We start from the raw sequence: 25075 nt of genomic DNA on the forward strand, positions 1-25075 counted from the left end.
CCTTGCCGCCTATTTATCGGGGGTAGCGTTAGCCTGGTTGATCAACACCTATTAACCGCATTCAAAAATATCAATCAATGATTTCAATCAGTCGTCCTGTTCATTCAAATTCTCGACCAACACCCATCGACAACCTGTAGAAGGACCCTGCCTCACATGCTATTTCGAAACCTTGGCTTCGTTTCCCTGCTTTCGCTGCTGTCTTTTCAAGCGCTCGCTGATGACAAAGGTTTATATCTTGGCGCTGGCGTAAGCAGCATTGAAACCGACAAAGTCCATTTGAACGATGAGGACACCAGTTATAAGGTTTTTGCAGGTTATCGCCTCAACGGTTATCTGGCCTTCGAAGGTGCCTTCGTTGATCTCGGCCAGTTCGAAGACAAGAATCTGGATTTCGACGGTAAATCCGTTCAGGCCAGTGCCCACCTCGGTTTTCCGTTGGGGGACCGGGTACGCGTTTTCGGCATTGTCGGTGCCCATGCCTGGGATGCTGACGGTAATGCCGCCGATGATGATACGGGTGTGGACCTGACCTACGGTGCCGGCGTTGAAGTTGATGTATTTCGCAACATCGGCGTCCGTGCAGAATATGAAGTATTGCAGGTCGGTAACATGGACCTGAATCAAACAACGGCCTCTGCTTACATTCTCTTTTAACCCCCCCTCCTGAATCGAGCGACCCGGCGGGTCGCTCAACCTCGAAACGTAATCCTCACCGCACACCCCCCTTGCCACTGCGCCAGGAAGCTACTGGAACGGGCTACGTACTGTCCCCGGCAACCAGTCCTTAACGATCGACACCCCTTACAACGAGAAAAAAGCTCCGGCTTCAACAGGTGTTTAGTTCTCAATCACATTTGCGTATGATAATGATTCTCTATAACACCAAATCAAATGTGAGTCCGCATGTCCGCCCCAGCCCTCCTGTGTTCACCCAGCTCCGTTATGCCGCGCGCGCCTCTGGCACTGCGCCCCTTGGCTCTTGCAGTGCACATGCTTGCCGCCGGTGTCGTCTTCGTTGCGCCTTGCGTGCACGCGGCGCAACAGACTGAACAGACAGAGACAGGAAGCTCTGTGACCTTGGCGCCTATCGCTATCACGGAGACCGCAGTTCGCGAGCGCAGCGCCGTCACCGAAGACACCCACTCCTACACGACTGACGCTGCTCGCACGGCCACGCCGTTGAGCATGTCGCTGCGCGAGACGCCGCAATCGGTCAGCGTCATCACCCAGCAGCGCATCCAGGACCAGGATCTGAAAACCATCCTCGACGTGGTCAACAATGCCACCGGCGTGTCGGTCAACCGCTATGAAACAAGCCGGGCGCAGTTCAACGCCCGGGGCTTTGAGCTCAACTCGCTGATGATCGATGGCGTACCCACCATCTACGAGCAGCCATGGAGTTCGGGGGAGATTTTCAGCAGCCTGGCCATGTATGACCGCGTTGAAGTGGTTCGTGGTGCCAACGGCCTGATGACCGGTGCGGGCGACCCTTCCGCGTCCCTCAACATGGTGCGCAAGCGTGCCAGCAGCACTGAGCTGAAGGGTTCGGTGGAACTGAGCGCCGGTACATGGGACACCTATGGCGCCTTGGCCGATGTGTCCACGGCGCTGAACGAGGAAGGCACGATTCGCGCGCGGCTGGTCGGTGAAACCAATGAAGGTGACACCTGGATCGACATGAACTCGAACAAGCGCCAGACCCTCTACGGCACCATGGACATCGACCTGACGCCGGACACCACGCTCTGGTTCGGCTTGAGCCGGCAGGAAAGCAATGCCGACTCGCCAATGTGGGGCGGCCTGCCCGTCTGGTACGCAGACGGCGGCCGCACCAACTGGAGCCGCTCGAAGACCACCTCCGCCGATTGGAGCAAATGGGACACCACTTACGAGACTTACTTCGTCAATCTCGACCACCGCTTTGCCAACGACTGGCAAGTCAACCTCAGCTATAACCGTGGCGAGCGCACCGGCGACTCTTCGCTGCTGTACCTGTCCGGCAACCCAGGCAGGAACGGCAGCTCGGGCATGTTTTCGTTCCCGGCGACCTACAAGACCGAGACCACCCAGGACGACTACGGCATCCGCTTCAATGGCCCGTTCTCGTTCCTGGGTCGTGAGCACGAATTGGCCTTCGGCTACGTGGACAGCAAGCAGAAGTTCGACGCCGATTCACTCGACGCGCAAACAGGCTTTGACGGGGTGGCCGATTTCGATGCCTACAACGGTAAATTCCCCGAGCCGATCTGGGGCCCGAGGACCGACTACGGCTACAGCGAGACCCGCCAGAAAGGACTCTACGCAGCCACCCGCCTGAACGTGACCGACGATTTGAAAGTGATTCTGGGCGCGCGTGAGAGCTGGTACGAGAAAACCAGCGATGACATCTACTCGCAAGTGAGCAAGGTCGATGTCGATCATGAGCTGACACCCTATGCAGGCGTGGTCTACGACCTCACCGACAACCTCTCGGCCTATGCAAGCTACACGGAGATCTTCCTGCCGCAGTCGGTACGCGACAGCAGTGGCCAGCAACTGGAGCCGATCGTTGGCCAGAGCAGTGAAATCGGCCTCAAGGGTGAGTACTTCGATGGCCGCTTGAACGCCTCCGCGGCGATTTTCCAGATCAAGCAGGACAATCTGGGGCAGAGCACCGGCGAGCTGATCGACCCAAACAACCCTGTCGGCGGCTTCGCCTACGAGGCCAGTGAAGGCGCGACCAGCAAGGGTTTCGAGCTGGAAGTGTCGGGCGAGCTCGCCACGGACTGGAATGCCTCCCTGGGTTACACCCAGTTCAAGGCTGAAGACGCCCACGGCGACGACGTCAACACGTTGTACCCGACCAAGTTGCTACGCACCTTCACCACCTACCGTCTGCCAGGCGCTTTCAACAAGCTGACCATTGGCGGCGGCGTCAACTGGCAGGATTCGATCTACACCTACGCCATCAATCCGGCAGGCAATTCCGAGAAGATCCAGCAGGACGCCTACGCCCTGGTCAACCTGATGGCGCGCTACGAAATCACCGACAACCTCTCGGCCCAGGTGAATGCCAACAACGTCACCGACCAGAAGTACTTCGACATCTTCGATGCCTACGGTGCCCTGACGTATGGCGCACCGCGCAGTATTACCGCCTCGGCGAAATATCGCTTCTAAACCAACGGATCGGGTGGCGCGGCTACCCGAGTTGAACGCAAAAAAAGCACGACACTGGCCTGGCGCGGGTGTCGTGCTTTTTTTTGTCCCAATCAAATGTTATGTTATATCAATTTCCTGGCTGTCGATTGTTCATCGACAGAGCAACCCACTCCCTGCCTGCGACTTTCGATGACAAACCTCGTTCAAATCCCACCCATCACCCGCGTAAGCCAACGCCTGATGTCCATCGATGCCCTCAGGGGATTGGTGATCCTGTTCATGCTGCTCGATCACGTGCGCGAGACGTTCTTCCTGCACCGCCAGGTCACCGACCCGATGCTCATCGACAGCACTGAACCCACATTGTTTTTCAGCCGCACGCTCGCCCACTTATGTGCGCCGGTATTCGTTCTGCTCACGGGCTTGTCCGCATTTCTGTACGGTGAAAAGCACCAGGGCAAGCGCGATGTATCGGAGTTCCTGTTCAAGCGCGGCCTGTTCCTGGTGGTACTGGAATTCACCCTGGTGAATTTCGCCTGGACCTTCCAGTTCCCGCCCACCGTGATTTACCTGCAGGTGATCTGGGCGATTGGCGTCAGCATGATTGCCCTCGCTGCACTGGTCTGGCTACCGCGGCCGATCCTCTGTGCCCTGGGCCTGGTCATCGTCGCCGGGCACAACCTGCTCGATCCCCTGCACTTCCCGGCCGATTCAGCGTTGCACATCCCCTGGGCCATTTTGCATGATCGCGGCTGGATCGAATTCTCTGACAGCTTGCGCCTGCGCACCTCCTACCCGGTGCTGCCATGGATCGGAGTCATCGCACTGGGTTACTGCATCGGCCCCTGGTTCGCCCGCGCAGCCTCGACCACCCTGCGCCAGCGCTATCTGTTGCTGGCCGGCAGCGTCGCCTTGATCGGATTCATCGCCTTGCGCCTGGTCAACGGTTATGGCGAGGCCGGTTGGGTGGTTTATGAAAACACCACGCACACCCTCATGAGTTTCTTCAACATCACCAAATACCCACCTTCCCTGCTGTTCCTGGGCCTGACGCTAGGCGTGGGGTTGTTGCTGTTGCTGGGCTTCGAGCGCGCCCGACAACAGAAGTGGATCAGCGCCCTGGCAGTCTTTGGCGCGGCACCGATGTTCTTCTACTTGCTCCATCTTTATGTGTTGAAAGTGTTGTACCTGATCAGCGTGGCATTGTTCGGCCGCAACCAGGGCGACTACTACGGCTTCGACGGCATCGGGGCTGTGTGGCTGACCGCCGCGCTCCTGGCTACGACGCTGTATCTGCCGGTGCGCTGGTTCGCCGCACTGAAGGCGCGTCGGCGCGATATCGGCTGGCTCAAATATTTCTGATCGGGAGACGGGTTCGCCTCGGGCGGCATGATCGACTACCATGCCGCCGCCGGTTTCCACATGGGATTAATAGGGAATCCGTGATGCTGCCAACGCATCAAACGGAACTGCCCCCGCAACTGTAGGTGCTGAGCCTGCTCCTGAACTGCCACTGGGATCGCTTCCCGGGAAGGCTGGAGCAAGCGATGACGCACCAGTCAGGAGACCTGCCGGCCAAGCAACAATCACTAACCGGCGGGGTGTCCGGGGAGGACATCCTTGCGCGCGCGTCACTCAGGTGACGGGCCCTGCCGTACTTTTTCGGCAGCGTTCGATGATGTGTTTCCAGACCCTTGCGCCGAGTACGGTTCAAATGGAGATTGCATCATGCTGTTGCCCCGCTTTGTTGCCCTCGTCGCTGGCCTGGGTGCTGCTTCCCTCGCTTGCGCCGCACCGACCCATTACCCGCTGACGGTGGAGAACTGCGGCAGCACGCTGACGTTCGCGCACGTCCCTGCCCGGGCGGTGACCATCGGCCAGGCCGGCACGGAAATGCTCTTTGCCCTGGGGCTGGGTGACCAACTGGTCGGCACTTCGCTGTGGTTCAATGATGTGCTGGGCCAGTACCAGGTGCAGAACGGCAGGATCGAACGACTGGCCGACAACGAGCCGAGTTTCGAGTCGGTGATCGGCAAGCGCCCGGAGCTGGTTGCTGTCGAGCTGGAATGGATGGTCGGCCCGCAAGGCGCAGTCGGTACACGCGAGCAGTTTCACGAGCTGAAGATTCCAACTTATCTGATGCCCTCGGACTGCGAGTCAAAGGACAATCTGGTCGGGGCCGACGGCACCCGCCTGGCGCCATTTCGTATTGAAAGCCTCTACAAGAGCATCACCCAGCTGGCCGAGATCTTCGATGTCCAGGCGCGTGGACAGCAGCTTAACGCACAACTGCAGGCCAGCCTGGCCAGGTCCATTGCCTTGGTTCAGGACAAAGATCTGAAGCACACCAGCGCGCTGGTCTGGTTTTCCAGTGCCAGCCTGGATATCGACCCCTATGTCGCCGGGCAAAAGGGCATTCCCGACTTCATGCTCAACACCCTGGGCGTGCGCAATGTCGTGCAGTCCGACGAAGAGTGGCCAACGGTTGGCTGGGAAACCATCGCCAAGGCCAACCCGACTTTCCTGGTGATCGCGCGCATGGATCGCCGTCGCTACCCGGCTGACGACTATCAAAAGAAACTGCAATTTCTGCGCAGCGATCCTGTGACCCGCAACATGGACGCGGTGAAAAACAATCGCATCATTATCCTCGACGCCATGGCCATGCAGGCCAGCCTGAGAACGTTCGACGGCCTCGAAGCCCTGGCCACGGCCATCAACGGCTACGACCTGCCGCAATGACCAGGACGCTGATTCGCAGTCTGCTTGCGTTGCTGATGTTGCTCCTGGCCGTGATTGCCGGAGTGGCCATCGGCGAAACCCCCATTGAACCGACCGTGGTGTTGCAGGTGCTGGCCAACAAACTGTGGTCGGCAGGTTTTGCCCTCGATCCCATCGACGAGGGCATCGTCTGGAACTACCGCCTGACCCGCGCACTGGTGGCGGCGGCATGCGGCGCGGGCCTGGCGACCTGCGGGGTGATCCTGCAATCGCTGCTGCGCAACCCGCTGGCCGATCCCTACCTGCTGGGCATTTCCGCAGGGGCTTCGACGGGCGCGGTACTGGTGGCGTTGCTGGGATTTGGCGCCGGAGTGATTTCGATGTCGGCCGGGGCATTTGCCGGTGCTGTCGCTGCCTTTGCCGTGGTGGTGTTGCTTGGCCGGGCGAGCGGTTCACCTGGCAGTACCTCGCAGATCATTCTGGCGGGGATCGCCGGTTCGCAACTGTTCAATGCGCTTACGGCGTTCCTGATCACCAAGTCGGCCAGTTCCGAACAGGCTCGCGGCATCCTGTTCTGGTTGCTGGGCAATCTCAGCGGCGTGCGCTGGCCATCGGTGGGGCTGGCCGTGCCGGTTGCGCTTGCAGGTCTAATGGTTTGCCTGTGGCATCGGCGTGCGTTGGATGCCTTCACCTTTGGCGCCGACTCCGCGGCCTCGCTCGGCATTGCGGTGCGTCCCGTACAATGGCTGTTGATCAGCTGCGCCGCCCTGGTGACGGCGGTGATGGTGTCGATCGTCGGCTCCATCGGTTTCGTCGGGCTGGTCATACCCCACGCCGCAAGGCTGTTGCTGGGCACTCGGCATACGCATCTGCTGCCGGCCAGTGCGCTGGGCGGCGCGGTGTTCCTGATCGCCGCCGATGTGCTCTCGCGCACGCTGATCAAGGGCCAGGTGATTCCGGTTGGTGTGATCACTGCCTTGGTCGGCGCGCCGGTGTTCGCGTTGATCCTGGTCGGTCGGAGGAATGCCCGATGAATGCAGCCGCGCCTGCCCTCCACGACCCCGTGCTGAGTTGTTCGGGCCTGGGGTTCTCGATCCGCGACGCCAAGTTGCTGCACGACATTCACCTGGACATCCAGGCTGGCGAGACCCTGGGCCTTGCAGGGCCCAACGGCTCGGGAAAATCCACCCTGCTGAAACTGCTGGCCGGCGTGCGCAGCCCGAGCCAGGGAGCCATCCATCTCAACGGCCAGAACCTCAAGACGCTGTCACGGCGAACCATCGCACAAACCCTGGCAGTGGTTGAGCAGCAGGCCGACACTCTGGATGCGATCAGTGTGTTCGATGCCGTGGCCCTGGGCCGAACGCCGTGGCTGTCGGCCTTGAGCCCATGGTCGGATGCAGACGATGACATCGTCCATCAAGCCTTGCGCGACGTGGATGCGACTCATCTAAGCAGGCGCACCTGGCGTAGCCTCTCCGGCGGCGAGCGCCAGCGCGTGCATATCGCTCGCGCCCTGGCCCAGCGCCCGCGAATCCTGTTGCTGGACGAACCGACCAATCACCTGGATATCCAGCACCAGCTGGCGATCTTGCAGGTTGTTCATGCGTTGCCCGTGACCACTGTCATTGCCCTGCACGACCTCAACCAGGCACTCGCCTGTGATCGCTTGGCCGTGCTGGAAAAGGGCCGCCTGGTGGCCCTGGGCAAACCGATGGAGGTGTTGACCCCACAACGCCTGCTGGACACCTTCGGCGTCCATGCGCACTACCTCATCGACCCCTTTGACGGCGCGCAGATCCTGCGCCTGCGTTCATCCTGATCCTGTTTGTGGACACCGCGAAAATGCCTACCCGATCCGCCTTTCTCCTCGCCCTGGCCAGTCCGTTCACGCTGGCTGATTCGGCGCAATCGCACTCCAACGGCTTTGTCCAGGACAGCGCCTGGAGCGTACTCAATCGCACCGTTTACGACCATCGCGAGTACCGTCATGGCGCCCGCAACAACGCGGCGCGCAATGCCTACAAACCCCGTGACGAGCGTAATGGCTACGCCGAAGAATGGGGATACGGGCTGATGGGTACCCTGCAATCGGGTTTCACCCAGGGCCTGATCGGTGTGGGCATGGATGCCCACGCCTATCTCGGCACACAACTCGACAGCGGCGGCGGCCGCGCCGGCAAAGCGCGCTTGCTTGGGCTGGACAACCAGGGGCATCCCAAGGACGAGTTCAGCCGCGGCGGTGCAGCGATCAAATTCCGCGCGTCATCGACCGTGTTGAGCTATGGCGAACAGCGGGTGAAAACCCCGGTGTTCAGTTCCTCCGATAGCCGCCTGCTGCCGGAAACCGCCACCGGCGTGTTCCTTTCCAGCAACGAGTTCGAGGCACTGAAGCTGGTAGCCGGGCACTTCACCGACAGTACCGATCGCAACGCCAGCAGCCATGACCAGGGCCTGGTGGTCAACTATTCCAACGCCGTGAAAGGCAACACCTTCGACCTTGCGGGCATGGTCTACACCCCGGCAAAGCACCTGAACCTCAGCCTCTATACATCGCGCTACGAGGACACCTGGAACCAACACTACCTGGGCGCCACCTTCCTCCAGCCCCTGGGTGAACAGCGCTCGTTGGCATTCAACCTCAACCTGTACCGCAGCACTGATGAAGGCAAGTCGTTATCCGGCACAATCGACAACACCACCTGGAGCCTGATGTCCACTTACACCCAGGGGCCCCATGGCTTCAGCCTCGGTTATCAGCAGGTGGATGGCAACACGCCGTTCGACTACGTCACCCGTGGCGCTATCTTCATCAGCAATTCCGTGCAGCTGTCGGACTTCAACGCACCCAATGAACAGTCCTGGCAGGCTCGCTACGATCTGGATGTCACCCCCTGGGGAGTGCCGGGCCTGTCCATGAGCGCCGCCTATGTACGCGGCAGCCAGATCGATGGCAGCCACGTCGACCCGCAAGGAGGCTATGCCTGGCTGGGTTATGGTGAAGGCGGCAAACATTGGGAGCGTGACCTGGAGGTGCGCTATGTGGTGCAAGGTGGCGCGGCAAAAGGCACTACACTGTCGCTGCGACACAATGTTCATCGAGGCAACACAGCCCAGGCAGAACTGGACACGGACCAGATTCGCCTGGCGGTCGAATATCCACTGACAGGAAGGTTCTGATCCTGTTTATGGAGCCGCTGGTAAATGTTGTGCTGGTGAATTTTAACCGTGCTCTCCACGCCCGTATAAAAGTCGCTGAAGGAAAACCAGATGCTTTATTTCCAGCAAATGTTGGGCATTGCCGTGTTTTCCATCACCGGCGTGCTGGCCATCAAGAAAGCCGATGTGGATTTGTTTGGTGCCGTGGTGCTCGGCATCATCACCGCCATTGGCGGTGGCACGATCAGGGACCTGCTGCTGGATCTGCCGATCTTCTGGATCGCCGATTTCAATTACATCTGGGTCGCCCTGTTCGCTGCGCTGCTGGCGTTCTTTTGCACGCAACGCCTGCAACGACGTTACCGTATCCTGCTTTATCTCGACGGTCTGGCGGCGGCGCTGTTCGGTTTGTCGGCCACCGAGAAAGTCCTGGCCTTGCAGCTTGCCGCGCCCCTGGCCGTGATGATGGGCGTGCTGACCAGTATCGGCGGCGGTATCGTCCGGGATGTCCTGGCGGGACGGGTTTCACTGCTGATGTCGCGGGAGATTTACGCCACGCCCATTCTGTTGGGCTGCACCCTCTACGTCCTGTTGCGCGACGTATTCCCGACCATCTGGGTGGCCGGCTGGATTGCCTTGATCTTCACCTTCGGCTTGCGGTTCCTGGCCATCTACAAGCAACTGCAGATGCCGGCCATTTTTTCCACCCGGCAGGGATGATTTGGCGACGGGGGTCCGCGCAGCGGTTGAACCCCCTCCCCGGTCTGCTGCGTCAGAGGACTGGAGGTCAGCACCAGCAGCCCCGACTGTTCGAACAGCGACTCCCCCGACAACGCCTCAAGCTCGCGCCAGATGCGGTGGGAATTGCGCACGATGGGAACGTACTGCGCGCCCTCACCCACCGAAAGCCGGGTAATGCGCGTATCGCCATGGCTGGAGCCCAGGTTGTGCGGCGGATGATGACGGTCGATACCGACAACATTCACCCCCGCCTTCGCCAACTGGTACACCGTTGCGGCGCCCATGGCGCCCAGGCCCAGAACCACTGCATCACATCGTTCGGACATCCGTGTTTACCTTGCAAAAAGAGCCCAGTTCAGAGGTAAAACGATTAAAAATCAAAGACTAAAAGAGCATATGCATATGCTCGAGCGGGTGCTGGCAGCTGCGGTTCGGCACAGGCGAATCGCTTGCCTCTGGTAATGGGTATCGGGTTAGGATAATCGGACACTGGAATGGACCCTCTCGACCCAAGGACGCGATTTTTATGCAATTCCCCTTTTCTCAACCCAGCGAGCGCTTGCACGATCGCCGATTTACCTTAGCGGGCAACAGCCACGGGCCCTCCGGTGCCGGCACGGTAGGCGTCGATCACGCGGGACGCACCACGCTGGCCTTTGTATGGGGCTGGTTGTCGGGGGTGACTGGAGATGGAGAGTCCAGCTACGTCGAGCTTGCTGCGTAGCCAACTGCAAAAACCCGTCAAACCCTGATCTGCACGTGACAACACCGGAGGATGAAATGAAAGGAAGCTGCGCTTGTGGGACCGTGGGTTACGAGATCGACAGCATCGATATGCCCATCAGCCATTGTCATTGCAGTACCTGCCGCAAGACCCATGCCGCCGCTTATGTCTCCACGGCGGGCGTGTTGAGAGAGCATTTCCGATGGACCCAAGGCCTGCAGGCGTTGCGGGCTTTCGAGTCATCACCCGGGAAGCTGCGACACTTCTGCTGCCACTGTGGATCGCACCTTGCCGCTGAACGTACCGGCTCGGCCGCAATAATCGTGCGCGTGGCCACCTTGGACGAGGCGCCTGGCAGCAGCCCCGAATACCACATCTGGACGGAGCAGGACGTGGCCTGGCTGGCCGGGGAAGATCTGCCCCGATACCCGCAATGGCAGCCTGGACGATAACGGCAACGTCGCCTGGCCGTATCACCTCTGTATGACAGTCACTCGCGAGGAAGCCCATGATCGATAGCTCTGCCGTTTTGACGGTTTTCCTGGTCTACCTGGCCGGCGTCGTTATCCCCGGGCCAAATTTCGTCGCCGTGGTTCATAAGGCGGTGGCGGCTACACGGTCGCAAGCCCTGGCCCTGGTGGGGGGTATCGTCCTGGTCAACCTGTTCTGGTCCAGCTGTGCCATTGCAGGTCTGGGCATTGTCTTTGCTGCGTTCCCCTGGGCTGCGCTTGTGGTGAAGGTTCTGGGCGCCGCCTACCTGATGTGGTTCGGCTTGCGCCTGCTGATCAACGCGGGCAAGCATGCGCCTGGCCGGCCAGATGAGGCCGTCGCCGGTAGTTGCAGGCAGTCCTTTGTCCAGGGGGTGGTGACCAACATTGGCAACCCCAAGTCCATGGCATTCTATGCCGCGGTTTTTTCAGCCGCAGCCCCCGCCCACGTTTCGCCAGGCACCTTTGCGTCGATGCTGGCGGTTGTCGTGGTGGTGTCGATGGCCTGGTATGGCATGGTCGCCATCGCCCTTTCGCAACCCAGGATTGCTGGCGCATATCGAGGGAAGAAAAAAGCCATCGATCGATTGTGCGGTGGGTTGATTTTGTCCCTGGGGATCCGCCAGCTGGTTTAGCCATCTTGCGATGGCTACCGGATCTGCGCGCCCTCGCGTGCATAAAGCGTCACCGAGGCGCGCAGCTTGTTGCTGCCGAAAGCACACATCTTGTCGAACGCCTCGTGGCTGACCGGAAGATGCTGGCAGTCGAGTGCCTGACGGTGCTGACTGTGATCGATGTCCGGGTCATGGAGGTAGACGAAGTCTTCATCGTAATTCGTGACGATGACCCAGTGCGGGGCTTTGGAGCGCGTCAGGCGGTAGCTGCTGATCAACACCAGCGGTAGACCGCCGGCCTTCAGCGTGCGCGCCAGATCCAGCTGGTTGCTGCTGACCTGCTCCACATCACTGTGGCGAAGTTGCGCGCAGAACTCTTCGTGTACCAGGCGCATGACCTCCTTTTTATGTGCATCGCGCACCCCGTCGAGAAACAGCGGACCTTTGATGCTCACTTGCAGGCGCACGCGAAATCCCCGGCGCCAGGCGGCCAGTGCCAATCCCTGGGGACTGCAGCCGCCGTGCCCCGACGTCATGAACACCGTCGTGGCTTCACGCCAGATCTGCAGTTCGTCCCGGCGATCGATCACGCGCGCAGGTTGCAAGGCCTTCATGGCCATCAGGAGGCAAGCCGGACCGCAGGTGAATTCAGTGGTTTGCTGGTAGTAAGGCACCTGGAATTCGAGGCTTTGCCGAGGGTGCAGAACGCGCTTCTCCAGACGCAATGCATCGGCATGGTCTTCGTAGTAGTCGTGAACCACCGCGAAACGTCGATAGCCGTTACGCTCATAAAGACCGATAGCCACGGGATTATCCGGCCGCACCTCGAGGCGCAGGTAGGCACAATCGTGATCGCGGGCACACGCCTCCGCCCGGTCCAGTAGCTGTTTGCCCAGACCGAGGCCGCGACTGTGGCTGGCGATGGCGATTGAATACAGACGCGCCAGCGAGGTGCCTCGGTGAAACAGCACCAGGCAGTAGCCCATCAATTGACTGCCGTCCTGCGCCACGATCAGGCTGGCGTGGGCGCGGCTGATCATCCACTGGAAACTGCGTGCAGTCAGTCGGTCAGAGGTAAAACATTGGTTCTCAAGTTCCAGCAGAGACTTCAGGTCATCCTGTGTAGCGTTGCGAAATAACAGACTCATGGCCGCACCGTAAAAGTTGCGTAACGAAACGAGACTTTTTAAAAGTATCGTGCTTAATAGATAAGGACTTGTTCTCCAACGGACCTTTTCATATGTCAGCGGTACAGGGCGGCTTGCGTGAAGTATCAGAGCAAAATCGGTTAACGGCAATATCCAACCTGACTTATTTAGAGCAGGCGCCGGGACGATCCAGCCAGGTGATTATTATTGTCGAACGAAAGGAAGACTGGGCCTCTTACTTCCCCTCGGAGGACGTGATGAGTGCCCAGGAGTACCTGGAACAACCGCTTGAGATCGAGGCCGGCAAGCGCGTCCAGGTCATTAACCTGTGCCGCAGCTACAAATATCTGGGGCACGGTTATTACTGTTCGCTGTTGGCGGAAGCACGCGGCCATAAAGTTATTCCGTCTGTACGCACTATCAGCGAACTGACCAAAAAATCACTGTACGGCCTGGCGTTGGATGATCTCGGTAAAACGTTGGACAAAGCACTGAGCAACCATGTTTACAGTAATACCGAAGGCTTCACGCTCACGCTGTACTTCGGTAAAACCAACCTTGAACCCTTACAGGACCTGGCACGGCAAATTTTCGAAGCCTTCCCTTGCCCGATACTCTTGATAGAGTTCCGTAAGAGTAACAGTTGGCGCATCGACGGAATAAAATCCGGCGTCTTGCACAAGTTGCGCGAAGACCAGGAAGACCCGTTTGCCAACTCGCTGGACAGCTTCAGCCGCAAGGTATGGCGAATGCCACGCTCACCCCGGGTGGCCCGCTACGACCTGGCCATATTGCATGACCCCCACGAAGCGCTGCCGCCTTCCAATGCCAAGGCCCTGGAAAATTTCATCCGGGTCGGCAAAGGCCTGGGCATTGATGTCGATCTGATCGAAAAGAAAGACTACTCACGAATCGCCGAGTACGACGCCCTGTTGATTCGCGAAACCACCAGCGTGGACAACCACACCTATCGCTTCGCCAAGAAGGCGGAAAGCGAGGGCCTGGTAGTGATGGACGACCCCACTTCCATCTTGCGCTGCACCAACAAGGTGTACCTGACTGACCTGCTCAAGAGCCATCAATTGGGCATGCCGGCCACCGAGATTCTCTACAAGGAACGACCGGAAGATTTCGAGCGAGTCGGTGAACGCCTGGGCTTTCCATTAGTCCTGAAGATTCCCGATGGCTGCTTTTCCCGGGGCGTGATCAAGGTCGAAAGCCAACAGGCACTGCTGGAAGCCACCGCCGAGCTGTTCGAACACTCGGTGTTGCTGCTGGCCCAGGAGTTCTTTTACACCGAGTACGACTGGCGCATCGGCGTGCTCAACCGCAAACCGATTTTCGCCTGCCAGTACTTCATGTCCAAAGGGCACTGGCAAATCTACAACCACAAGGCCAAGGGCCAGGACATCAACGGGGAATGCCGCACCCTGGCGGTCCACGAGGCCCCGCGAGCGGTGGTCGAACTGGCGGTGAAGACCGCCAACCTCATTGGTGACGGGTTGTACGGGGTCGACCTGAAGCAGTCAGGGGACAAGGTGGTGGTCATCGAGGTCAACGACAACCCGAACATGGACGCGGGCATCGAAGACGCTTTTTTGCAGGACGACCTGTACTCCCTGGTCCTGGAAGAGTTCATTCGCCGCCTGGAACTGAAACGTCGCGGTCAGGCGTGGTGACACTTGATCCGCTACGCAGCCTGCAAGACACTGGTTTTTTCAGTCGATAACGCCATAGGCCAGACGTGATCAAGAGCTTTCAACTTGCCCATGGGGCACTGGTACCGGTTGAGCACCTCGATGCCGATGTGATGTTGTTCAGCAATCCCGATGCGGCGGAACGGGATCTGTTGCGCAGCGATTTCAAACTCGACGATCACGCGCTGGCGTCGGCACTGGACCCGGACGAAGTGTCCCGCATCGAATTCCATCCGGATAACCTGTTCCTGATCTGGAAGCGGCCGGAGAGTTACTCGGGCGGAGAGAGCCTGGCTTTCGAGGTCTCGTCGTTCGGCTTGCTGTTCTCTCAATCACGCTTGCTGATCATCGCGACGGACGATTGCCAGTTGAGTGGCCTGGGGCAACGGCACCCCTTGCACACAACGCAGGATGTGCTGCTGGACATCCTGTTCAACAACCTCCACCACTACCTGGGTCACCTCAAAGTGATCAAGATGGTGGCGCGCGAGTTGCAGCAGAAATTCAACGCCTCGATGGAAAATCGACATCTGATCCAGATGTTCAATCTCAGCGAAAGCCTGATCTATTACATCAACGCGATTCACAGCAATGGCGCAGTCCTGACCCGGCTGCGCAACCATGCGGAAAAAGAGCACTTCAGCGCCGAGGCGATCGCGCTGATCGACGACCTGATCATCGAGAACACCCAGTGCAACAAACAGGCGGAAATCTACTCCAGGGTATTTGCCGGCCTGATCGATGCACGGGGCAATCTGATGAACAACACCATGAACAACCTGCTACGCAAACTGACGTTGATCAATGTGGTGTTCCTGCCTCTGAACCTGATCGCCAGCATCGGCGGCATGTCCGAGTTCAGCATGATGACGTCCGCCGTTCCCTGGTGGGTGGCCTACCCGCTGTTTCTCACGGGAATGCTGGTTGCAGGGGGCCTGATGGTGGTCGCGCTCAAGCGTTTGACCCGGGGTTCATCCAGCATCAATGGTCCGCATTGAACGCTTGCGTCGATTCACGATTCGCCGTCAAGCAATCTCACCCTGTGGCAATCCGCGGGTCCGAGCTTGCGCCCGCTTGATGAGCGCACCTCGATAGGCATCAGCGGCTGGCCGGATGCGTTGTCCAGCAGCACGGAACGGGTCTCTTGGGGCTTGAACAGGAAACGTTCGCCCCACTGCCGCATGCTGACCACCACTGGAAAGATTTCCCGGCCTTTTTCCGTCAGCACGTACTCCTTGTAGGCGCTGCCATCCGACGCCGGTCGCACGTCGAATACCCCGACCTCGACCAGCGTCTTCAGGCGCGCTGCGAGAATGTTCTTGGCCACGCCCAGGCTCTTTTGAAATTCGCTGAAGCGGCGAATGTCGTCAAACGCGTCGCGGATGATCATCAGGGACCAGCGATCGCCGATGGCCTCCAGCGTTCTGGCTACCGGGCATTCGTTGCCTGGCGGCGAGGCGTCTTCGTGCATTGTTCACCCCATGGAATGTGGTTGCAATTTGAAACCTGATGCAGCAACAATGGAATCAGGTTTTGATTTGCAACCAGTTTAACCCCATGGAGGCGCACATGACAGCAGATGTCGATTCAGCCATTGCGAACTGCAGGATCGACCGCCCTGCAGGGCTTTCACCGCCACTCACATGGCTGTTTTCCATCACCTGCGCGCTGGCAGTCGCCAACGTTTACTTCGCCCAACCGCTACTCGACTCCATGGCCCAGAGCCTGGGAGTGGCCTCGTCAATGATCGGGGTCGTGGTGACGGCGACCCAGGTGGGTTACGCGCTGGGATTGCTGTTCATCGTCCCGCTGGGGGACCTGGTCAACCGTAAGCGACTGATACTGACGCAGGTGCTGCTGTCTGCTGTGGCGCTGGCGGCGGTGGGTGCCGCGCAACAATGGCTGGCCCTGTTGGCGGCCATGATCGTGATGGGCTTGCTGGCGGTGGTCGTTCAAGTGCTGGTGGCCTACACCGCCGTGCTGGCAACGCCCTCACAACGCGGGCAAGCCGTGGGGACGGTCACCAGTGGCATTGTCCTGGGCATCCTGCTGGCGCGGTTTACTTCCGGGGTTATCGCGGACTTCGCGGGCTGGCGCGCGGTGTATTTTGTGTCTTCGGCACTGATGCTGACCCTCGCGACGGTGCTGTGGAAAGTGGTGCCCGCCGCACCATCGCCTAAACACCGGCACAATTACTTCGCGCTCATCGCTTCGCTGTTCAAGCTGTTCGTCAGTGAACCCACGTTGCGCACCCGGGGCCTGCTGGCGCTGCTGATCTTCGGCGCTTTTTCCGTGCTGTGGACATCCATGGTCCTGCCCTTGAGCGCCCCGCCGCTGTCGCTTTCCCACACGGCCATCGGCCTGTTCGGCCTGGCCGGTGTCGCCGGTGCCCTGGCGGCCAGGCGCGCCGGTCGCTGGGCCGATAAAGGCCTGGGACAACGGGTGACCGGCATTGCCCTGGGGCTGCTGACGCTGTCCTGGTTGCCCATCACCTTCGCCCAATCGTCCCTGCTCGCGCTGGCCTGCGGCGTCATCCTGCTCGACTTCGCCGTCCAGGCCGTGCACGTCACCAACCAGAGCTTCCTGTTCGCCGCACGACCCGATGCCCAGAGCCGCATGGTCGGCGCCTACATGTGTTTCTACTCGGTCGGCAGCGCATTGGGTGCCGTCGCGGCGACCCAGGTGTATGCGCTATGGGGTTGGCCAGCCGTCAGCCTGCTGGGCGCCTTGATCAGTGCCAGTGCCCTGGTGTTGTGGTGGCTCACGTCGCCTTGCTCGACGGTCGATCAAGGATGACACCGCGGCCATGGCGTGGCATCGAACCCCAGGGCTCATGCAGCCAGGCTCTCTCGAACCATGTCAAAAAAGGTCGTGAGGATACGCCGGGAACTCTGCGCGCGCAGGCAGACCAGGGTCTCGGTGAAGCGCCGCTGACAATCGATGATGGGCAGCCCGCGCAATCGCGAGTCAAAGCCCAGTTCGGTCGCCGAGACGACACCGGCGCCCATCCCGATCGCCACGGCTTCGCGCGCGGCTTCACGCCCATCGACTTCGATCGCCTTGCGGATGCGCAACCCCGCGGCTGCCATCTCTTCCTCCAGGCACAGGCGCGTCACTGAGCCTTTTTCGCGCAGGACCAGCGGCGTGTCGTGCAAGTCGCGCAGGCTGATGGATTCGCGTTGCGCCCAGGGATGGTCAAGCGCGACGAATGCGAGCATCGGATCGCTGCGCAGGGGCAGCGACAGCAGCCGGTCGTCCTCGATATTGCGTCCCAGCAGGGCAATGTCGGCCTGATGACCGAACAAGCGCTGCAGCACTTCATCGGTGTTGGCCGTTTCAATCTTCACGTCGATACCGGGGTAACGCCCGCAAAAGCGCGCGACATAGGGCAGCACGTGCACTGGCGCATCCACGGCAAGGTTCAGGCTTCCCGTGGACAGGGTTCGATAGTCCATCAGCATGTCGTGGGCATCGACACTGATATCGAACAGGCGCCGGGTCAGGCCGAACAAGCGCTCGCCCACTTCGGTCAGGCGCACCAGGCGCTTGTCGCGGTAGAACACCATCACCCCGTAGTACTCCTCGAGCTTGCGTACCTGATCGGACACCGCCGGTTGTGACAGGCAGAGCTGCTCGGCCGCACGGGTGAAACTGCCGTTGATGGCGACGGCGTGGAAGGCCTTGAGTTGGGTATGGGAAATAGTCATCGGGGCGGCCTTTGCATAGTTTCAACTTATTCATGCATACGTTAAATCGATTTTATTTATAGACGATGAACTGCAAGCATGATTTCCACAAGCCCGCCCTCGCATCAACCCAGGAATGCCTGATGGAAATCGAACGTTTCGCCGTGACAAAACGCCGTTCGGACAGCGTCCGCTATGACAACCTTCTCTACATCGGTGGCCAGGTGGCCACGGACCTCAGTGGCGATATCGAGGCCCAGACCCACGAGGTGCTCGCCAGTATCGAACAGCTATTGCTCAGTGCCGGCAGCAGCCGCAAGCAGGTGCTTTCGGTGCGAATCCTGCTCGCCCATCGCGAGGACTATGCAGGGCTGAACAAGGTCTGGGACGCGTTCTTTCCCGAAGGCCACGCCCCCACGCGGGCCTGCACCCTGGCGCAATTAATCGACCCCGGCTGGCGCGTGGAAATGATCGTGGTCGCCGCGTGCGCCTGATTGCCTGCTGAACCCTGCCCCCAACTTGCTGCAACGGAGATGACCCCATGCGCCCCTACTGGCTCGATCAGGCCCTGAAAACCCAACCCGACTCGCCCTGCCCGCCGCTGCGGCAGAACACCCGCGCCGATGTCTGTATCGTCGGTGGTGGCTACACCGGTTTATGGACCGCCATCATGCTCAAGGAACAGAATCCCGAGCTGGACGTGGTCATCGTCGAAGCCGACATCTGCGGCGCCGGTGCCAGTGGGCGCAATGGCGGCTGCGCGCTGTCCTGGTCGGCCAAGTACTTCACCCTGGAGCGTTTGTTCGGCGTCCAGGAGGCCATACGCCTGGTCAAGGAATCGGAGCAAAGCATCTACGCCATCGGCAGCTTTTGCGACAAGTACGCGGTGGATGCCGATTACCGACTCGATGGCACGCTTTACACGGCAACCAACCGCGCCCAGGTCGGCTCGACCGACGCCGTGATCGCCGCGCTGGAGCGCAATGGCATCAACTCGTTCTCCAAATGCGCGCTGGCTGACGCGCAGCGAATGGCGGGTTCGAGCCGACACCTCGAAGGCTGGTTCTCGCCGGCGGCAGCCAGTGTGCAACCGGGCAAGCTGGTGCGCGGCCTGCGCCGGGTGGCGCTGGAACTGGGGGTACGGATCTACGAAGGCTCGCCCATGACCGGCCTGGAAGAGGGGCTGCCCGCCACCGTCAACACGCCGAACGGCAACGTGACCTGCGACCGGGTCGTGTTGGCGATAAACGCCTGGATGGCGCGTGCCTTTCCACAGTTCCAGCGTTCGGTGGCCATCGTCTCCAGTGACATGATCATTACCGAGCCAAGGCCTGACCTGCTCGAGCGGATCGGCCTGACCAGCGGGGTCACCGTTCTCGACTCGCGCATCTTCGTGCACTACTACCACAACACCCCGGACGGCCGGATCATGCTCGGCAAAGGCGGCAATACCTTCGCCTACGGCGGGCGCATCCTGCCAGTGTTCGACCAGCCTTCGCCCTACAAGGGATTGTTGCGCAACACCCTGGCAGAGTTCTTCCCGGACTTTGCCGATGTCGGCATCGCCGCCACCTGGAATGGCCCCTCCGATCGCTCCGTCACCGGGCTGCCTTTCTTCGGTCGCCTGGGTGCAAGCGGCAACGTCTTTTATGGCTTCGGCTATTCCGGCAGCGGCGTCGGTCCGTGCCATATGGGTGGGCAAATCCTCTCATCGCTGGTGCTGGGGGCGGACAACCCCTGGACACGCTCGCCACTGGTGCAAGGCCCGCTCGGCCACTTCCCACCGGAGCCGATCCGCTACCTGGGTTCGCTGATGGTGCGCAACGCCATTCGCCGCAAAGAGCGTGCCGAGGACCACAACCTGCGCCCCCGTCGAATGGATGTGCGCCTGGCGAAATTCGCCGCGGCAGCCGGCAAGTCAGACAAGGGATAAAGCCTCGATCCACGGCGAACCCTGTCCGACCCTTTCAAAGCCAGCCAGTCATCGCGCTGGCTTTGCCTTTTCCCCCAGCCCCCCGCGATCCCGAGCCGAACGCAGACGTAATCTGCGCTGACAAGGGGCGCCTGTTGATTTTTAACTTATAAGCCCAGCTTGTTTGTGACATGTGATAAATCGATTTCAGTTATTTTTCAGCGAGTGTTTTTATTGGCCCATGCATCACTCCCCCACAAAAACAACACCGCCGGAGAAGATCATGACCAAAGCTGAATTTCCGCCCACACAAGCGCTGGCTACCCCAGCCCTGGGTGAACCCTACCTGCTGACCCCTGGCCCGTTGACCACGTCCAAAGCCACCAAGGAAGCCATGCTGCGCGACTGGGGTTCATGGGACGTTGCCTTCAATCAGGTCACGGCTGATGTGCGCCAGAGCCTGCTCAGCATGGCCGGGGTACAGGACGACAGCTTTGCCTGCGTACCATTGCAAGGCAGCGGCAGCTACTCGGTCGAGGCCGCTTTGGCCACGGCCATCCCTCGGGACGGTAAAGCGCTGGTGTTGATGAACGGTGCCTACGGTCAACGAGCCACCAAGACCCTCGAGTACCTCGGTCGCGCCTTCATCACCCTGGACAAAGGCGATTACCTGCCGCCGCAACCCGAGGAAGTAGACGCCCTGCTCAGGGACAACCCGGACATCACCAACGTCTTTCTCGTCCATTGCGAAACCAGCTCCGGCATTCTCAATCCGCTGCGTGAAATCGCCGATGTGGCGAAGGCTCATGGCAAGAGCCTGATCATCGATGCCATGAGTTCCTTCGGTGCCGTGCCGTTGACGGTCAATGACATCGCCTTCGACGTGGTGGTCTCCTCTGCCAACAAATGCATCGAGGGTATTCCAGGGTTCGGTTTCGTCATCATCCGCCGCACCGTGCTGGAGGCCGCCAAAGGCCGGGCCAACTCACTGAGCCTCGATCTCTACGAGCAATGGCTGTACATGGAGCGCACCGGCCAATGGCGTTTCACGCCACCGACCCACAGCGTGGTGGCGTTCCATAAGGCCCTGGAGCAGCACAATGCCGAAGGCGGCGTGCATGGCCGCCTGGCACGCTACACCCGCAATCGCGATGTGCTGGTCGCCGGCATGCGCGAACTGGGCTTCAGAACGTTGCTAGAAGACCGTTGGCTGTCGCCGATCATTACCACGTTCTTCAGCCCGGACCATCCGAACTTCGAGTTCAAGCGTTTCTACGATGAACTCAAGGCCCGCCAATTCATCATCTATCCCGGCAAACTGACGGTCGCCGACAGTTTCCGTATCGGCTGCATCGGCCAGATCGACGAGTACATCGTCCATCAGTTGCTGCGCGCCATCGCCGACAGCCTTGTGGCGATGAACGTCGACATGCAACAGCCGACAGGCTGACCGCCCCTTTAAAGGTCCTTGTCAATTCGAGCACGGGTGCAATGGGTAGCACCTTTGGACGGGGATCTTTTTTTAAACATGGACTCGCTGACTTTTCGCCCGGCAACGCCGCGAAGGCGTCAGCGACCGCGTCAATTTAATACCTGAAGCCCGATGCCATCTCACGGCCATCTCATCGATGCCGTGTGCGTGGACAGGTTTCCTGTACCGAAAACAAAAACAACAACGTACCCCATTACTTTGCGCTGTCTGGCACCACATACGGGATCAGAACACCATGAACAAGAACGCTACAAGCCCTCTCGCAACCGGCTGGAAATCGCTCCAGCGCTGGCGCGTGCAAGTCTTCCTCATCACCTGGGTGGCGTATGCCGCCTTCTACTTTACCCGCAAGGCGTTTTCTGTCGCCAAACTGGGTATTGGCGAAGACCCGGACTTCATGCTCGAAAAGGCCATGATGGCCAATCTCGACGCCCTCTATCTAACCGCCTATGCAGTGGGGCAGTTTCTCTGGGGCAACTTCTCTGACCGCTTCGGCCCCAGGGTGGTGGTACTGAGCGGGCTCGTCATCTCGGCGCTGGCCGCGCTGCTGATGGGGACCTACGCCACCCTGCCGATCTTCGCCTCCTGCATGCTGGTCCAGGGCCTTGCCCAGTCCACCGGCTGGTCGGGCCTGTGCAAGAACGTCGGCAGTTTCTTCAGCACCGGTGAACGTGGCCGCGTGCTGGGTTACTGGAGCACCTCCTACGCCTTCGGCGGCCTGGTGGCCACGCCGTTTGCCGGTTGGTGGGCCTACAACCACTACCACGACTGGCGCCTGGCGTTCATCAGCAGCGCGGTCGTGGTACTGGTGGTGGCGGTGTTGTTCTTTTTCCTGCAACGCAACCGGCCTGAAGACGTCGGCTTGCCGCCTGTCGAGATCGAAATCGAACCCGTCAGCAAGGTCGTCGTTCCACGCGAAAGCATGTGGGCCGGCTTGCGCACGGTGATGAAAAACCGAACCGTGCTGTTCCTCGGCCTGGCCTATTTCATGCTCAAGCCGGCGCGCTACGCCATCCTCCTGTGGGGGCCGGTGATCATCTACGAACGCATGCCCGAGATCGGCAAGGTGGCCTCCGCCATCGTCCCCACTTCCTTTGAACTGGCGGGCCTGATCGGTCCGATCCTCATCGGCATCGCCTCGGACAAGTACTTCGGTGCTCGTCGAATTCCGGTCTGCGTCCTCAGCCTGGTGGTCCTGACGGTCTGCCTGGGGTTGTTCGTGCCCGCCATGCAGAGCGGCAGCCTGTACATGGTGGTCGGCCTGCTGTTCATGATGGGCCTGACGCTCTACGGACCGGATTCGATGATCAGCGGCTCGGCGGCAATCGACTTCGGCAGCAAAGATGGCGCCGCCTCCGCCGCAGGCTTCGTCAATGGCTGCGGGTCTGTGGGTGCGGTCCTGGGTGGCTTGCTGCCGGGTTACTTCGACACCATCACCGTGTTCCTTGTCTTCACCGGCGCTGCACTGTTGGCCAGCTTGATGCTGGTGCCGTTCTGGAACAGTCGCCCGAAAACCGTGGAAAACATAACGCTGGCCTCGCCTGCGGTGCCACCGGTCATTGTCGGCACCAGTTCCTGAACCCGAATCAACAAATCACTTATCACTGGAGCAATCACCATGCACTACAAACAACCTTCTCAACTGCAAGCCGTGGTTCTGGATTGGGCAGGCACCGTCGTCGACTTCGGCTCTTTCGCACCGACCCAGATTTTCGTCGAAGCCTTTGCCGAGTTTGGTGTTGCGGTTTCACTGGAGGAAGCTCGCGGGCCGATGGGTATGGGCAAGTGGGATCACATCCGCACGCTGTGCAACGAGCCGCAGATCGCCGATCGCTACCACGCCGTCTTCGGTCGGTTGCCAACCGACGATGATGTCACCGCCCTCTATGAGCGCTTCATGCCTTTGCAGATCGAAAAGATCGCCCTGCACTCGGCGCTGATTCCCGGTGCACTCGACACCATCAATGGCCTGCGCGACAAGGGTCTGAAAATCGGTTCCTGCTCAGGTTACCCGGCGGTGGTCATGGAAAAAGTCGTGGAACTGGCACGCAAGAACGGCTATGTCACCGACCACGTTGTAGCGACCGACGAAGTGCCCAACGGGCGCCCGCACCCGGCTCAAGCCCTGGCCAACGTCATTGCGCTGGGCATCAGCGACGTCGCCGCTTGCGTGAAGGTCGATGACACCTGGCCCGGCATTCTCGAAGGTCGCAGCGCGGGCATGTGGACCGTCGCGCTGACCTGCTCCGGCAATGCACTGGGCCTGACCTATGAAGCATTCAAGAATCTCTCCCTGGAGGAACTGGCTGAGGAGCGCGCGCGCATCATCAAGATGTTCGAGGGCTCTCGTCCCCACTACCTGATCGACACCATCGTCGATTTGCCGGCGGTGATTGAAGACATCAACGCTCGCCTGGCCCGTGGAGAAACCCCTCAGGGCTCCTGACCCGCCAAGGCCTGTGCTACTGACAGTGGCCGTCCCAGGGGCGGCCACCCCAAAACAACAAGAGAACGCCACCATGAACTACGCCCACCCTGGCACGCCCGGTGCCATCGTTTCCTTCAAGTCCCGTTATGGCAACTACATCGGCGGCGAGTTCGTCGCGCCGGTCAAAGGGCAGTACTTCACCACCACCTCGCCGGTAAATGGCGAACCGATTGCCGAATTCCCGCGCTCCACGGCCGAAGACATCGACAAGGCCCTGGACGCGGCTCATGCGGCCGCTGATGCCTGGGGCAAGACCTCGGTGCAGGATCGCTCGTTGGCGCTGCTGAAAATTGCCGACCGCATCGAACAGAACCTGGAGCTGCTGGCTGTCACCGAAACCTGGGACAACGGCAAGGCCGTGCGCGAAACCCTCAATGCCGACATCCCGCTGGCCGTGGATCACTTCCGCTACTACGCCGGTTGCATCCGTGCCCAGGAAGGCAGCTCGGCGGAAATCAACGAACACACCGCGGCCTACCACTTCCATGAACCCCTGGGCGTGGTCGGGCAGATCATCCCGTGGAACTTCCCGATCCTGATGGCCGCGTGGAAACTCGCCCCGGCCCTGGCCGCCGGCAACTGCGTGGTGCTCAAGCCGGCCGAGCAAACCCCGCTGGGCATTACCGTACTGGTCGAGCTGATCGGCGACCTGCTGCCACCGGGCGTACTGAACATCGTCCAGGGTTACGGCAAAGAAGCCGGCGAAGCCCTGGCCACCAGCAAGCGCATTGCCAAGATCGCCTTCACCGGTTCGACCCCAGTCGGCTCGCACATCATGAAATGCGCCGCCGAAAACATCATTCCGTCCACCGTGGAGCTGGGTGGCAAATCGCCGAACATCTTCTTCGAAGACATCATGAAGGCCGAACCGTCCTTCATCGAAAAAGCCGCCGAAGGCCTGGTGCTGGCGTTCTTCAACCAGGGCGAAGTCTGCACCTGCCCTTCCCGCGCCCTGGTGCAGGAATCGATCTACGACGAGTTCATGGCCGTCGTGATGAAGAAAGTCCTGCAGATCAAACGTGGCGACCCGCTGGACACCGACACCATGGTCGGCGCCCAGG

The 25075-nt window shown here is 60.2% G+C and carries 23 protein-coding genes, 1 pseudogene and 1 riboswitch; of the genes and pseudogenes, 20 read left to right on the plus strand and 4 right to left on the minus strand.

Features of this window, described 5'->3' with window-relative positions; genetic code table 11:
- The first annotated feature begins 156 nt into the window (after window positions 1-156).
- From BKX96_RS31385 to BKX96_RS31420, 8 genes are all read left to right on the plus strand, one after another.
- Window positions 157-657 (plus strand): outer membrane beta-barrel protein, encoded by a 501-nt coding sequence (locus BKX96_RS31385; RefSeq protein WP_046817329.1) that lies wholly within the window; start codon window positions 157-159, stop codon window positions 655-657.
- A gap of 417 nt (window positions 658-1074) precedes the next feature.
- Window positions 1075-3162, plus strand: coding sequence for a TonB-dependent siderophore receptor (locus BKX96_RS31390; RefSeq protein ID WP_256721738.1), 2088 nt, complete (start codon window positions 1075-1077; stop codon window positions 3160-3162).
- A 171-nt stretch (window positions 3163-3333) separates the two neighbouring features.
- On the plus strand, window positions 3334-4506 hold the full coding sequence (locus BKX96_RS31395) for an acetyltransferase domain-containing protein (RefSeq protein ID WP_077186355.1): 1173 nt from the start codon (window positions 3334-3336) through the stop codon (window positions 4504-4506).
- A 33-nt stretch (window positions 4507-4539) separates the two neighbouring features.
- A riboswitch (cobalamin riboswitch) is annotated at window positions 4540-4734 on the plus strand.
- A 138-nt stretch (window positions 4735-4872) separates the two neighbouring features.
- Window positions 4873-5886: an ABC transporter substrate-binding protein gene (locus tag BKX96_RS31400; RefSeq protein WP_077186356.1), complete on the plus strand. Its 1014-nt coding sequence runs from the start codon at window positions 4873-4875 to the stop codon at window positions 5884-5886.
- Between the two features lie 8 nt (window positions 5887-5894).
- Window positions 5895-6899, plus strand: coding sequence for a FecCD family ABC transporter permease (locus BKX96_RS31405; protein ID WP_178134449.1), 1005 nt, complete (start codon window positions 5895-5897; stop codon window positions 6897-6899).
- Window positions 6896-7687, plus strand: a complete 792-nt coding sequence (locus BKX96_RS31410; protein WP_077186358.1) for an ABC transporter ATP-binding protein — start codon at window positions 6896-6898, stop codon at window positions 7685-7687. Before BKX96_RS31405 ends, BKX96_RS31410 begins: the two co-directional genes overlap by 4 nt.
- A gap of 23 nt (window positions 7688-7710) precedes the next feature.
- Entirely contained in the window at window positions 7711-9045 is a 1335-nt protein-coding gene (locus tag BKX96_RS31415; protein WP_077186368.1) for an OprD family porin, read from the plus strand.
- 90 nt (window positions 9046-9135) lie between these two features.
- Window positions 9136-9744 (plus strand): trimeric intracellular cation channel family protein, encoded by a 609-nt coding sequence (locus BKX96_RS31420; protein ID WP_046817323.1) that lies wholly within the window; start codon window positions 9136-9138, stop codon window positions 9742-9744.
- A 56-nt stretch (window positions 9745-9800) separates the two neighbouring features.
- Here the strand turns inward: BKX96_RS31420 and BKX96_RS31425 are convergent.
- A pseudogene (locus tag BKX96_RS31425) lies at window positions 9801-10091 on the minus strand (FAD-dependent oxidoreductase); the annotation flags it as partial.
- A gap of 200 nt (window positions 10092-10291) precedes the next feature.
- Between BKX96_RS31425 and BKX96_RS33390 the strand changes: the two are divergent.
- Genes BKX96_RS33390 through BKX96_RS31440 form a run of 3 tightly spaced genes read left to right on the plus strand, consistent with a single transcriptional unit; the run spans window position 10292 to window position 11612 of the window.
- Complete coding sequence (locus tag BKX96_RS33390) at window positions 10292-10489, plus strand: hypothetical protein (protein WP_077186359.1); 198 nt, start codon at window positions 10292-10294, stop codon at window positions 10487-10489.
- 56 nt (window positions 10490-10545) lie between these two features.
- Window positions 10546-10941: a GFA family protein gene (locus tag BKX96_RS31435; protein WP_046817322.1), complete on the plus strand. Its 396-nt coding sequence runs from the start codon at window positions 10546-10548 to the stop codon at window positions 10939-10941.
- Window positions 10942-10997: 56 nt separating this feature from the next.
- Window positions 10998-11612, plus strand: a complete 615-nt coding sequence (locus BKX96_RS31440; protein WP_046817321.1) for a LysE family translocator — start codon at window positions 10998-11000, stop codon at window positions 11610-11612.
- Window positions 11613-11626: 14 nt separating this feature from the next.
- Here BKX96_RS31440 and rimI read toward each other — a convergent pair whose 3' ends face one another.
- Window positions 11627-12739 carry a ribosomal protein S18-alanine N-acetyltransferase gene (gene rimI / locus BKX96_RS31445; protein WP_077186360.1) on the minus strand — a complete coding sequence of 371 codons (1113 nt, stop codon included), beginning with the start codon at window positions 12737-12739 and terminating at the stop codon, window positions 11627-11629.
- 92 nt (window positions 12740-12831) lie between these two features.
- On the opposite strand from rimI, the gene BKX96_RS31450 reads away from it, so the two are divergent.
- Complete coding sequence (locus BKX96_RS31450; protein WP_077186361.1) at window positions 12832-14418, plus strand: RimK family ATP-grasp domain-containing protein; 1587 nt, start codon at window positions 12832-12834, stop codon at window positions 14416-14418.
- 65 nt (window positions 14419-14483) lie between these two features.
- Window positions 14484-15434 carry a magnesium transporter CorA family protein gene (locus tag BKX96_RS31455; RefSeq protein ID WP_077186362.1) on the plus strand — a complete coding sequence of 317 codons (951 nt, stop codon included), beginning with the start codon at window positions 14484-14486 and terminating at the stop codon, window positions 15432-15434.
- A 14-nt stretch (window positions 15435-15448) separates the two neighbouring features.
- Here the strand turns inward: BKX96_RS31455 and BKX96_RS31460 are convergent, their stop codons facing one another.
- Window positions 15449-15907 (minus strand): winged helix-turn-helix transcriptional regulator, encoded by a 459-nt coding sequence (locus BKX96_RS31460; RefSeq protein WP_046817317.1) that lies wholly within the window; start codon window positions 15905-15907, stop codon window positions 15449-15451.
- Between the two features lie 98 nt (window positions 15908-16005).
- On the opposite strand from BKX96_RS31460, the gene BKX96_RS31465 reads away from it, so the two are divergent.
- Entirely contained in the window at window positions 16006-17232 is a 1227-nt protein-coding gene (locus BKX96_RS31465; RefSeq protein WP_077186363.1) for an MFS transporter, read from the plus strand.
- Between the two features lie 35 nt (window positions 17233-17267).
- Here BKX96_RS31465 and BKX96_RS31470 read toward each other — a convergent pair whose 3' ends face one another.
- Window positions 17268-18143 (minus strand): LysR substrate-binding domain-containing protein, encoded by an 876-nt coding sequence (locus BKX96_RS31470; RefSeq protein ID WP_046817315.1) that lies wholly within the window; start codon window positions 18141-18143, stop codon window positions 17268-17270.
- A gap of 122 nt (window positions 18144-18265) precedes the next feature.
- Between BKX96_RS31470 and BKX96_RS31475 the strand changes: the two genes are divergently transcribed.
- From BKX96_RS31475 to BKX96_RS31500, 6 genes are all read left to right on the plus strand, one after another.
- A complete protein-coding gene (locus tag BKX96_RS31475; protein WP_046817314.1) occupies window positions 18266-18616 on the plus strand; it encodes a RidA family protein in 351 nt (116 codons plus the stop codon).
- 47 nt (window positions 18617-18663) lie between these two features.
- On the plus strand, window positions 18664-20055 hold the full coding sequence (locus BKX96_RS31480; protein ID WP_077186364.1) for an FAD-dependent oxidoreductase: 1392 nt from the start codon (window positions 18664-18666) through the stop codon (window positions 20053-20055).
- A gap of 262 nt (window positions 20056-20317) precedes the next feature.
- The gene (locus BKX96_RS31485) at window positions 20318-21484 is read left to right on the plus strand and encodes a 2-aminoethylphosphonate--pyruvate transaminase (protein WP_082240523.1); all 1167 of its coding nucleotides are present in this window, start codon (window positions 20318-20320) and stop codon (window positions 21482-21484) included.
- 277 nt (window positions 21485-21761) lie between these two features.
- On the plus strand, window positions 21762-23105 hold the full coding sequence (locus BKX96_RS31490; protein ID WP_077186365.1) for an MFS transporter: 1344 nt from the start codon (window positions 21762-21764) through the stop codon (window positions 23103-23105).
- A 39-nt stretch (window positions 23106-23144) separates the two neighbouring features.
- Complete coding sequence (gene phnX / locus BKX96_RS31495) at window positions 23145-23972, plus strand: phosphonoacetaldehyde hydrolase (protein ID WP_077186366.1); 828 nt, start codon at window positions 23145-23147, stop codon at window positions 23970-23972.
- 73 nt (window positions 23973-24045) lie between these two features.
- A partial coding sequence (locus BKX96_RS31500; RefSeq protein WP_077186367.1) for an aldehyde dehydrogenase family protein occupies window positions 24046-25075 on the plus strand: 1030 nt, incomplete at its 3' end.

This window comes from Pseudomonas putida (genome assembly GCF_001976065.1).
Lineage (GTDB): Bacteria > Pseudomonadota > Gammaproteobacteria > Pseudomonadales > Pseudomonadaceae > Aquipseudomonas > Aquipseudomonas serbica.